Annotated in this window: 10 protein-coding genes; 8 read left to right on the top strand and 2 right to left on the bottom strand. The window is 51.2% G+C overall.

Annotated elements, in window-relative coordinates:
- Positions 1-38 precede the first annotated feature (38 nt).
- Both NT073_RS06335 and NT073_RS06330 read right to left on the bottom strand, forming a co-directional pair.
- On the bottom strand, positions 39-1,226 hold the full coding sequence (locus NT073_RS06335) for a M20 family metallopeptidase (protein WP_297370463.1): 1,188 nt from the start codon (positions 1,224-1,226) through the stop codon (positions 39-41).
- A gap of 69 nt (positions 1,227-1,295) precedes the next feature.
- Positions 1,296-1,991: an RDD family protein gene (locus NT073_RS06330; RefSeq protein WP_297370460.1), complete on the bottom strand. Its 696-nt coding sequence runs from the start codon at positions 1,989-1,991 to the stop codon at positions 1,296-1,298.
- A gap of 155 nt (positions 1,992-2,146) precedes the next feature.
- On the opposite strand from NT073_RS06330, the gene NT073_RS06325 reads away from it, so the two are divergent.
- From NT073_RS06325 to NT073_RS06290, 8 genes are all read left to right on the top strand, one after another.
- Positions 2,147-3,094, top strand: a complete 948-nt coding sequence (locus NT073_RS06325; RefSeq protein ID WP_297370456.1) for a stage II sporulation protein M — start codon at positions 2,147-2,149, stop codon at positions 3,092-3,094.
- Positions 3,087-3,977, top strand: coding sequence for a hypothetical protein (locus NT073_RS06320; RefSeq protein ID WP_297370453.1), 891 nt, complete (start codon positions 3,087-3,089; stop codon positions 3,975-3,977). Before NT073_RS06325 ends, NT073_RS06320 begins: the two co-directional genes overlap by 8 nt.
- Positions 3,961-4,746 (top strand): DUF4129 domain-containing protein, encoded by a 786-nt coding sequence (locus NT073_RS06315; RefSeq protein ID WP_297370450.1) that lies wholly within the window; start codon positions 3,961-3,963, stop codon positions 4,744-4,746. The genes NT073_RS06320 and NT073_RS06315 overlap by 17 nt, the downstream gene beginning before the upstream one ends.
- Before the next feature lie 30 nt (positions 4,747-4,776).
- The gene (locus NT073_RS06310; RefSeq protein ID WP_297370446.1) at positions 4,777-5,961 is read left to right on the top strand and encodes a DUF4350 domain-containing protein; all 1,185 of its coding nucleotides are present in this window, start codon (positions 4,777-4,779) and stop codon (positions 5,959-5,961) included.
- 156 nt (positions 5,962-6,117) lie between these two features.
- Positions 6,118-7,107: a MoxR family ATPase gene (locus NT073_RS06305; RefSeq protein ID WP_297370444.1), complete on the top strand. Its 990-nt coding sequence runs from the start codon at positions 6,118-6,120 to the stop codon at positions 7,105-7,107.
- 211 nt (positions 7,108-7,318) lie between these two features.
- A complete protein-coding gene (locus NT073_RS06300) occupies positions 7,319-8,362 on the top strand; it encodes a hypothetical protein (RefSeq protein ID WP_297370440.1) in 1,044 nt (347 codons plus the stop codon).
- Positions 8,359-9,183 carry a tetratricopeptide repeat protein gene (locus tag NT073_RS06295; RefSeq protein WP_297370437.1) on the top strand — a complete coding sequence of 275 codons (825 nt, stop codon included), beginning with the start codon at positions 8,359-8,361 and terminating at the stop codon, positions 9,181-9,183. Before NT073_RS06300 ends, NT073_RS06295 begins: the two co-directional genes overlap by 4 nt.
- Positions 9,184-9,325: 142 nt before the next feature.
- The gene (locus NT073_RS06290; RefSeq protein ID WP_297370434.1) at positions 9,326-10,678 is read left to right on the top strand and encodes a DUF58 domain-containing protein; all 1,353 of its coding nucleotides are present in this window, start codon (positions 9,326-9,328) and stop codon (positions 10,676-10,678) included.
- The last annotated feature ends 5 nt before the right edge of the window (positions 10,679-10,683 follow it).

Here is a 10,683-nt window from a genome sequence, read left to right as displayed (position 1 = left end):
AAATAACTCATTAACGTAGACCGGTCTCAACTCAATACCTACACAACCCGTAACTCCTGCACGGCCAGCCAGCTCATTAGCCCCGCGCCGGTTTCTAAGGAAGCTTCGTCAATGTCGAAGGTGGGGGTGTGAACTCCCGAAACGATACCACGCGCTTCGTTGCGGGTGCCGAGTCGGTAAAAACAGGAATCGACAACCTGCGAATAGAACGCAAAGTCTTCGCCCGCCATCCATAAGTCGAGATCCACGACATTATCGGCTCCCATGTACTCGACGGCCTGCGACCGAACGCGCCGGGTTAGCTCGGGGTGGTTTTTCAGGAACGGGTACCCATGGACAATCGTGAATTCGCAAGAGCCGCCCATCGCTTCGGCAATACCTTCGGCCAGTTTGACCATGCGTTTTTTACCCTCTTCGCGCCACTCTTCATTCATGCACCGGAACGTGCCCTGGATAGTCACTTCGTTGGGAATCACGTTTGTAACGCCATCGGCAATGAACCGGCCAAACGACAGAACCGACGGGCTTGCCGGTGGGCGGTTACGACTGATGATCTGCTGTAAGGCAACAATAATATGTGAGGCAATCAAAACCGGATCGACCAGGTTATCCGGCATGGCCGCATGGCCCCCCTTACCGCGAACGGTAAGGTAAAGCTCATCCGTACTGGCCATGTACATGCCCTCGCGGAAGCCGATTTTACCCACCGGAATATTTGGTGCCACATGCTGACCGATCATGCTTACGGGGGCCGGGTTTTCCAGTACCCCTTCCTTGATCATGAGCGATGCACCACCTGGTGCTTTCTCTTCGCCCGGCTGGAAAACCAACTTTACGGTACCATCGAACTGATCGCGCAGCACGTGCAGAATACGGGCAACGCCGAGCAGACTGGCCGTATGCGCGTCGTGCCCACAGGCATGCATAACGCCTTCGACGGTCGATTTGTAGGGTACATCGTTAGCCTCGTGGATAGGCAAGGCATCCATATCGGCCCGGAGCGCAACAACCCGACTGCCGGGGTTTCGCCCTTCCACAATGGCCACCAGTCCGGTGTCGGCTACGCCTTCCTGTGGGGTTATGCCAATGGCTTTAAGTTGGTCAGCGACGAAGCGGGCCGTATTTCGCTCATGGAAAGAAAGTTCGGGGTGCGCGTGCAGGTGTCGGCGGGTTTGCACGATGTCGGCCGCGTATTGCCGGGCAAGTGATTTGATTGAATCGAGCATAAGGGTCTGGGTGAGCCAGAGGCTGACCCGTTAAATTTATCAAAGGCCAGCCGGAGGCTGACCCAGACGTCACTGTGCTGTTATAAACTGATAATCGCTGACAACCGTTTCCAGAAAGGTCCAATTTGGCAAATCGCTCTGGATACCGGTCACCTCTTTAATTTTATCGGCCGTCCGTTGAATGGCCAATTGATCACCCTGGCGAAGGATATGGCGAACAATGCCCATGTCCCGGTCGGATAATAGCCGCACGTCAGGAAACTGAACCACGTAGGTTTCGGGTAAAGGTTGAAACAGTACGTCGTCCAGCGAAACGGCGGGTTTTAACTTAACAACGGTTGTGCCGGCGGCAATGTCGCCCAGCCGCTGGCCTTTTCCGTTGGCGGCTACCGTAATGATGGGCACAATGCCTCCGAGAAAGCCTACGGATTCAACGATACGCAGCACCCATCGAATCAGATAAGCGCCCAGGCCCGGTTGCGACCCATCCAGCATGACCACCCGGACACCCAGCGCAATCTTGCCAATACTACGCCCGTTCAGCATCCATTCGGATAGTAAATCGTAAAATAAAACGGGCGACAGCACCAGAATCGAATAAAATGTACCTGGCGTTATCTTCAATCGGGCGGGTATGCCAAAAACCAGCAAAACCCAGCCAAAAATGACCAGATAATCGAGCATGGCAGCCAGAATTCGCTCGCCAATACTGGCTGGTTCGTATTCCAGTAAAACGTTTTGAGAGGTGCGGATGGCAACAGACATGCGTAAGAGTCGTGAGTCAAAGGCCAAAAGTCGTTAGTAAGCCCCTTTCATCAAAAACTTTTCATGAAAAATCAGATTTTGGCTACATTACACTCACTAACTTAGCTACTTGCCTACTCTTACTGCCTACCAACACTTAACCCGGCACGACTCCCATGCGCGAAGCTCTTTTTGTTAAACGCAATACTGACAAGTGGCGCGACATCGAGCAGAACCCCACACGTGACCCCGACGAACTGACGGCCCGATTTGTAGAACTGACCGACGACCTGTCCTTCGCCCGTACGTTCTACCCCGATTCGAACGTGACGCGCTACCTCAACGGACTCGCGTCTCAGATGCACCGGGGGCTGATGCAAAACCGGCGCGACGACCGCAGTCGGTTTATCACGTTCTGGAAATACGAACTACCACTTCTGTTTCGGCAGTCGCACCGATTGCTGGCACTATCGGCGGGTATCTTTCTGGCAGCGGGTATACTTGGCTGGCTGTCGGCCGCTCACGACAATACCTTTGTGCGGCTCATTCTGGGCGATGCGTACGTAAATATGACGCTAGAAAACATCAGAAAGGGCGATCCACTGGGCGTTTATAACAGCAGCGACCAATCGACAATGTTTGTTCAGATTACGCTGAACAATATTTACGTGGCTTTTCGAACGTTTATTTTCGGACTGTTTGCTTCGTTTGGTACGATGGCGATGCTCTTTTACAACGGGGTTATGCTGGGCGCTTTCCAGTACTTTTTTTACGAACGAGGACTCCTGCTCGACTCCGTGCTGAAAATATGGATTCATGGTACGCTCGAAATTTCGGCCATTATCATTGCGGGTTGTGCCGGCCTCACGGTGGGCAACAGCCTGTTGTTTCCGGGCACCTACTCCCGGCTGGAGTCGTTCAAGCGGGGCATAAAACAAGGGCTGAAGATTGCCGTTGGGCTGGTGCCGGTTTTCATCACGGCTGGTTTTCTGGAGAGTTTCATCACGCGGCTAACCCTGCCGCCCCTTGTAAGCGGAAGTATCATTCTCGTGTCAGCAGCTTTCATTAGTTGGTACTTTATTCTATATCCTATCTCCCTTAACCGTACAAATAGCCATGATTGAACTCTTCGAGCAACGCGATTTCGGCAATAAAATTAATGCTACGTTTCAGTACGTTGTTCAGAACATGCGCAGCCTGGGAATTGCCCTGCTTTACATTGTAGGGCCAGTAGCCCTGGTGGCGGGTATTGCTTCGGGCGTGATGCAGTCGAACATGCTGCATCTTATGGACGACCCGGACAACGCCAATCCCAACGATCCAATGGCCGCTTTTCGGATGATGGGTCAGGTTTTCTCGCCAACCTTCTGGGTAGCCATGCTATTTAGCCTGCTGGCCAACGTGGCGGTTATCCTGACAACCTACGCCCACATGAAGCTTTATAACCGGACAAAAAATACCGACATCTCCGTGGCCGATATCTGGGCAGAGGTTCAGCCCATGATCGGGCGGGCGCTGATTATTTCGCTCCTGAACTCAATCATTATCGGTATCGGATTTATGTTTCTGGTTATACCGGGCATCTATGTGGCCGTCGTTCTGTCGCTGTCCCTGGCCGTTACGGTATTCGAAGGGGCCGATTTCGGTACTACCTGGGACCGTTGTTTCAAGCTCATTCGCGATAAATGGTGGTCTACTTTTGGGCTGATTCTGGTCATGGGCATCATTGTCAGCATCATCGGCTTTCTCTTTGCCGCACCCACGGCCATTATCGCCTTTTTAACGGGTGCCAAACTACTGCCCGATGTTTCGGTTGTATGGTTGATACTTGGCAACGTTATCAACATCGTTGGCCGAACACTGTTGAACGTTATTCTTTATACAGCCATTGGCTTTCAATATACCAATCTGGTGGAGCGTCAGGAAGGTCGTGGCCTGTTCTCAGCCATCGATTCCATCGGCACGTCACCAGCACAACCCCGCGCAACGGATGAAGGAGCGTATTGATGTAGGCTTTACAGATTTGCTCAGGCAGGCCTTATACTGGTTTTGCCTGATTCTGCTGGGTTCACCGGCAGTAGTTTTAGCACAGACGAAAGCATCTGACTCAAGCGCTACAACGCCCGCCGTAGTTAACGCCCGCGACGACCAGGCTCCGATTCATGTACGTTACCCGGCCCCGGAACATCTGCGCAATAAACAAACGGACCACGACTACCAGTACACCAGCGAAGCCCCTCCGCCCGAAAACCCACTGGCCCGTTTCTGGGTGTGGCTCATGCGTAAACTGGGCAGCTTTCTGTCCAGTGAAGCTTACCAGAACGTTTGGCAGTATGTAATTCTGGTAGTGATTGCCAGCGCGGCTATTTACCTGCTCATGAAGGCCGAAGTACTGGGTTTCCTGTTTTCGAAGAAAGCACAGTCGGTTGATCTGGCGTACGAGAACCTGACCGAAAATATTCACGAGATCAACTTCGATTCCGCTGTCGAAGACGCTGTCAGCCAGCGTAATTTCCGGCTGGCCGTTCGGTTGCTGTACCTGCAAACGCTCAAACACTTGAGTGATGCAGGGCGCATTCAGTACAAACCCGACAAAACCAACCGGCAGTATGTCCATGAATTAGTCAACTCATCGCTTCAAACTGAATTTGAGCACCTCACCCGTCAGTTCGAATTTACCTGGTATGGCGATTTGCCCATCGACGAAAGCCGGTTCACGGCATTACAAACCCGTTTTACCGCGTTTAACCGGGCGAACAAACAATTGACAACGTAAGAACTGTCCGGTCATCCGGCACCCGCGCCTTTGCTGAAACCGAATAAATATCTTCTTATTTTACTGGCTACGATAACGGCTTACTCACTTTTCGAGTACTATCGTCCGAAGCCTATTGACTGGCGGCCGACCTACGAAAACGACGATAAGATTCCGTTTGGTACCCAGGCGTTGTTTGATCTGCTGCCCGATGTTATGAAACCATCGGGGATCAATGAGATGCGCTTACCGATCTACAATTTCCTGACAGAAACCAGATTGCCCACGCGAAGCAACTATGTACTTATCTGCCAAGAATTTAACGCTGACAAGAATGATCTAAAACAGTTGCTTGCCTATGTTCGCCGGGGAAACAGCGTCTTTATTTCAGCTTACGATCTGCCCGATTCGTTGGGCAAAGTCTTAGGATTCAAAGCGGAGGTAAAAGACCCGAACAAGGCCGATTCAACTCTGCGCCAGTACTTTGTCAACCCAGCCTTACAAAAGGCCACCGGGTACAATTTTGCGTACGACGACGGCCGTAATTTCCTGAGGATTAGCAGGCCCGGCCAGGTAACGGTATTAGGTCGAAATGCCCGAAAAGAGCCGATTTTTATCAGAATCCAATACGGGGAAGGGCAATTTTTCATTCATAACTTACCGCTGGCATTTACGAATTATTATGTGCTGGGCCAGAAAACGTCTGATTATGCCTTTAAAGCGTTGTCGTATCTCCCTGCTCAGCCAACCTATTGGGATGAGTACCAGAAACGCGGGCGATTCGATGAAGATCAGCAGTCTATCTTTCGGTATGTCCGGTCGCAGCCAGCCCTTAACTGGGCGTATTATCTGGTGGTTTTTGGGCTGATTTTCTACGCTTTTTTTGCCGGAAAGCGCACCCAGCGGATTATTCCCGTTGTAGAGCCGCCCCAGAATACGTCGCTGGATTTCGTAAAAACGATTGGCCGGATGTATTTTCAGCAGGGTGATCATGATAACCTCGCCCGTAAGAAAATCCAGTATTTCCTGGCCGATATTCGCGAACGATATGGGTTAAACACAACAGTTTTAGATAAAGAATTTACGGAAGCTCTGGCTCGAAAAAGTGGTGCTTCGCTGGATGAAACCGCCGAGACGGTACGAATTCTGCGAGACGCCCAACGGAGTATTACTCTTTCGGAATTTGATTTGATTAACTTGAATCAGGCAATGGAACATTTTAAACAAACTTTCTGAACCGGGATTTTCACAAGATTTAAACGATTTACAGGATTAGTACCAACAAAAGATTTCTAAGATAAACTGCACAGCGTTTTCATTATAAGAAACTGTTATCTGTAGCAATCTTGTTTAGTCCTTTAAATCTTGAAGAAATCCTGGTTCTGACGCCCTATGGAATCCTTTCAAACGCGTATCGATCTTACTTCCCTGACTGCCTCCGTCGACGCCATTCGTGCCGAAGTTGGTAAGGTTATTGTTGGGCAACACCAGACTATTGACCTGCTCCTGACGGCCCTGCTCGCCGATGGCCACGTACTCATTGAGGGCGTACCAGGCGTTGCCAAAACACTAACGGCTAAACTGCTGGCTAAAACCATGTCGGTAGGTTTCAGCCGAATTCAGTTCACCCCCGACCTGATGCCGTCGGATGTGCTGGGCAATTCCGTTTTTGTCCCGAAAACGGGCGATTTTATGTTTCGGCAAGGGCCAATTTTTTCTAATCTGGTACTGATTGACGAAATTAACCGGGCTCCCGCCAAAACGCAGGCAGCCCTTTTCGAAGTCATGGAAGAGCGGCAGGTGACGAATGATGGCACAACTTACCCGCTCGATGAACCGTTTATGGTGCTGGCCACCCAAAACCCCATCGAACAGGAAGGCACCTATCGACTACCCGAAGCACAACTGGACCGATTTCTGTTTAAGATTGTGGTGGGCTACCCGGTCGGCAACGAGGAAACGGACATTCTACGCGGCCATCACCAGCGGCAAAGTGCCGGTCGGCGCAACCTGAACGAGGCACTGGATGCTGTTCAGGCCGTGCTCACGGCAGAGCAACTGGCTACGCTGCGCGGACAAGTGCATCAGGTGCATGTGGAAGATAAACTCTTCGACTACATCGCGCAGATTGTGCAGTCAACCCGGACAAACAAGTCGCTGTATCTGGGCGCATCGCCCCGTGCGTCGGTCGCCTTGCTCAACAGCGCTAAAGCCCTGGCTACGTTACGGGGGCGCGATTTTATCACGCCCGAAGATGTTCAGGAACTGGCCACGCCCGTGCTGCGTCACCGTATACTGCTAACCCCTGAACGTGAAATGGAAGGTGGTACCGCCGATGAAGTTATCACCCAACTCGTCCAGAAAATTGAGGTTCCCCGATGAACGTCCCGATAAGTACTCTAACGTTAATTACTCCTGATACAAACCAACCCTGAAAGGGTTGATTATTGATAACCCCGGACTTAGTCTGGGGCAACGCAGTCCAGAGGCAGAACCCATGAAAAGTAGGCTACATCCAATCTACTCTATCCAGTCAGCCCGTTGGTTGAGAGCGGGTCGATGGTGTCTGGCTGGCCTGTATTGTTCCCTGTTCATGCTTCACGCTTCACTTACCAATGGGCAAATACGCGAGGAGCTAACCGGCACCTGGATTGGCGTTCATACCGAACTCGATACGACTTTCACCTGTGCACTCCCAACCTACATCCGGTTATCGGCCGATAGTACGTATCAGTTGGGTCTGGTCGATGGCTCAGCCAAATCAATACAGTCGACCTGGGCAATCGATGGCAATCGCGTACGGCTGGATACCATTCACTTCGCCCCCCAGCTGGTGACGGTACAAGACGATTTACTACGCATTGGGTCGACATTTCCAATGGTTTTCCGCCGATTTACGGACGTACCTATTGACTCCGTCAGTACATACCAGCAGTTGAGCGGGCGCGTCTGGCAATCGAATAATCTGATCGTTTCGTTGTATGCCAATGGCCAGATAAGTTTAGAAAACCTACACACGAAAGAGCGAACGGCGCATTTCTGGCAATTGGCAACCTTTGAACACTCTGTGTTTCTGATTATTTTCGGTAGCCAGCACAACCGGGCAGGAGGCTATAAACCGTTATGGCAGATTACGAACACCCTGCCAAAGCAGATGCAGGCCATTGGCTGGAATGGTTGTTCGGTTGCCACCGAGACGTTTCGGCTGGTACGCATCCTATCGCCTAATGAAACCTGTCAACCTGCGGCTTTTCAAACCTGCTCCACTTGCTTTCAGCCTTTGTGGAATACGACTCCGTTGAGTTATACCTCCCGGCAATATGAACTCAACAAGCTACTTTCCAACTATTATCAACCTGTCAGCCAAAAAGAGCAGTCAGGCCTGTTGACCATCAAATTTGTGGTGAACTGCGCCGGACAAGCTGGTTTGTTCGACGTGAAAGGGTTTGGAGATGATTACTGCCCGAAAGCCTTTGCCAGTCAGCTCACGGATCAATTGCTCAGCATCTGTCGGAATTACATTGCGGCCCGTTCGTTTCTACACCCCGGAAAAGAGTCTGATGACTTAACTCGCGACACCGCGGTTTCGCTCACACTCCGACTCAAAGACGGACACATAACCGATATTTTGCCATGAAGCAACTCGCCCTATTGTGTCTCTTAGCAACCTCGGCCATTGCGCAGGATGGCGAGTATCAGCTAAGGTGGTCTTCGATCATGCTAGCCAATAACCGCCAATCGATAGGCATTCCATTTTTTGCTCCAGGACGGCGTTATATACCACTAGATAAACTGGACATGCATGAGAACTCGGTGCAAAATTTCCGGGCTCGTGTGTTCACCTATCTCGCCGAGCGGAACTTCGAGGAAGCCACGGCATGGATGGAGAAAATGACAAGCAGCTACCCCAAAGAACACGGGTTTATTGGTGAAAGCTACCTCTCCCGGCTTCACGATTATCCCCGCGCGTTGCAACATTTACAGGCCTACGACGCACTGACAGCCAGCTTCGACGATATGATCGGGAACAACCCGGTCAGTTACTTATTGGGGTTAACGTACCGCAGCCTCGGCGACCATTCAAAAGCGATTAATCATTTCAGTATTGGTATCGACTCCCTATCACTCAAACACGGTGCCGAATGGGTAAATTATCGTCATTTTGTGAGTAGAGCCGTCAGCTACATCGCCACTGGTCAGGCCGAAAAAGCCCTGACCGATTTGAATAAAGCCGCCAAAAATTACAGCCGAAGTGCGCTGGTTGCTTATCATAAAGGCCGCGCTTTTCAACAACTCAACCGGCTTGCCGAAGCCCGTGCGGCCTTTCAGGATGCATCTTTCTTTTACAAAGCCCTGCGTGCCGAACGGACCGGCGATTACCAGGAAGATAACGATAACCCTGTTTATGAAGAAGAAATTGATGAGGCTTTAAGTCAGCTAAAACAGTCAAAACCATAAACCTCAATTCGGAACTAGACTTCCTGTAAAAGCCCTATGGGCCATTTATAACTCCGAATTCACGTTAATCGAATTCGTCACACCATGAGTGACGAATTTTGACTTTACAATACTGAAGTAGGTAAAAACAACGCCAAACTGAATGAAGTTATTCCGCCCTCTTTTCGTTGCCACCCGCCTGTGGTTCACTCTAATCGCGTTGATTCTGCTGTTTGTAGCTGCTTATGCCTTTCCCATTCTGTTCCCGCTGGTGCAGGTGGCCTTTGTAGTCTTTGTTCTATTGATTGGGATTGATGGGTGGCTGTTGTTCCGTCCCACAGCCCGGCCCGGCATTTTTGCCCGTAGGGAAGTGCCCGACCGGTTATCGAACGGCGACGAGAACCCGATTACGATCTACCTCGAAAATCAATACACGTTTCCGGCGCATCTGGAAGTGATCGACGAAATTCCGTTTCAATTCCAACGGCGCGACGTGCTATTCCACGCCCACCTGAAATCGCGCGAAACACGCGCGATTCGCTACGAACTGCGCCCAACGCGCCGTGGAGAGTACAGCTTTGGCGCTGTCAACGTCTTTGCGCTGTCGCCGTTGGGCTTGTTGAAACGACGGTATCAGTTTGAGCAGGGGAAACTCGTTGCCGTATACCCATCTTACCTGCAAATGCGGCAATATGAACTGCTGGCGGCTACTAACCGGCTGAACGAGGTTGGCGTAAAACGAATCCGGCGCATTGGTCACAGCATGGAGTTTGAACAGGTGCGCCCCTACGCAACCGGCGACGACGTACGGACCATCAATTGGAAAGCGACTTCCCGCCGAAGTGATTCACAGGGAACGGCCCTTATGATTAACGCTTACCAGGACGAACGTTCGCAACCAGTTTACTGCCTAATCGACAAAGGACGCGTGATGCAGTCGCCATTTGAAGGCCTTACGTTACTCGACTACGCCATCAACGCCAGTCTTGTACTGAGTAACATCGCGCTCATGAAACAGGACCGGGCCGGTATCTTAACCTTCTCTAACCACGTCGGCCAACTCCTCCCCGCCGACCGTCGGACGGGTCACATGCTCAGAATTCTGGAGTTGCTTTATCGGCAGAAAACGCGCTTTCTGGAAACGGACTACGAGAGCCTGTACGCCAGCGTCCGGGCTAATATCCGCCAGCGGAGTCTGTTGTTATTGTTCACAAATTTCGAAACCGTAAGTGCCATGCATCGGCAGTTGCCGTACCTTCGCCGGTTAGCCAAAGATCATCTTCTGCTCGTCATCTTCTTTGAAAACACCGAGCTCCGCTCCCTTCTAGATCAGTCCGCCACCGACACCGAGCAAATATACCTGAAGACAATTGGCGAAAAGTTTACCTTCGAGAAGAAACAGATTGTAAAGGAACTGGCCCAGTACGGTATTCAAACCATTCTGACGGCCCCCCAAAACCTGACCGCCAACACCGTGAATAAGTACCTGGAGCTAAAGGCACGAGGCATGATTTAGCTCCC

The sequence above is a fragment of the Spirosoma sp. genome (assembly GCF_026391055.1).
Taxonomy (GTDB): Bacteria; Bacteroidota; Bacteroidia; order Cytophagales; family Spirosomataceae; genus Spirosoma.
The sequence above is the reverse complement of the archived record's forward strand: the minus strand, read 5'-3'. Positions and strand labels throughout refer to the sequence as shown.

Bases quoted from the DNA above. Each gene is read 5' to 3' on its own strand.
- NT073_RS06330 (WP_297370460.1), bottom strand. From the start codon at position 1,991: ATGTCTGTTGCCATCCGCACCTCTCAAAACGTTTTACTGGAATACGAA.
- NT073_RS06290 (WP_297370434.1), top strand. From the start codon at position 9,326: ATGAAGTTATTCCGCCCTCTTTTCGTTGCCACCCGCCTGTGGTTCACT.
- NT073_RS06325 (WP_297370456.1), top strand. From the start codon at position 2,147: ATGCGCGAAGCTCTTTTTGTTAAACGCAATACTGACAAGTGGCGCGAC.
- NT073_RS06295 (WP_297370437.1), top strand. From the start codon at position 8,359: ATGAAGCAACTCGCCCTATTGTGTCTCTTAGCAACCTCGGCCATTGCG.
- NT073_RS06335 (WP_297370463.1), bottom strand. From the start codon at position 1,226: ATGCTCGATTCAATCAAATCACTTGCCCGGCAATACGCGGCCGACATC.
- NT073_RS06320 (WP_297370453.1), top strand. From the start codon at position 3,087: ATGATTGAACTCTTCGAGCAACGCGATTTCGGCAATAAAATTAATGCT.
- NT073_RS06305 (WP_297370444.1), top strand. From the start codon at position 6,118: ATGGAATCCTTTCAAACGCGTATCGATCTTACTTCCCTGACTGCCTCC.
- NT073_RS06315 (WP_297370450.1), top strand. From the start codon at position 3,961: ATGAAGGAGCGTATTGATGTAGGCTTTACAGATTTGCTCAGGCAGGCC.
- NT073_RS06300 (WP_297370440.1), top strand. From the start codon at position 7,319: ATGCTTCACGCTTCACTTACCAATGGGCAAATACGCGAGGAGCTAACC.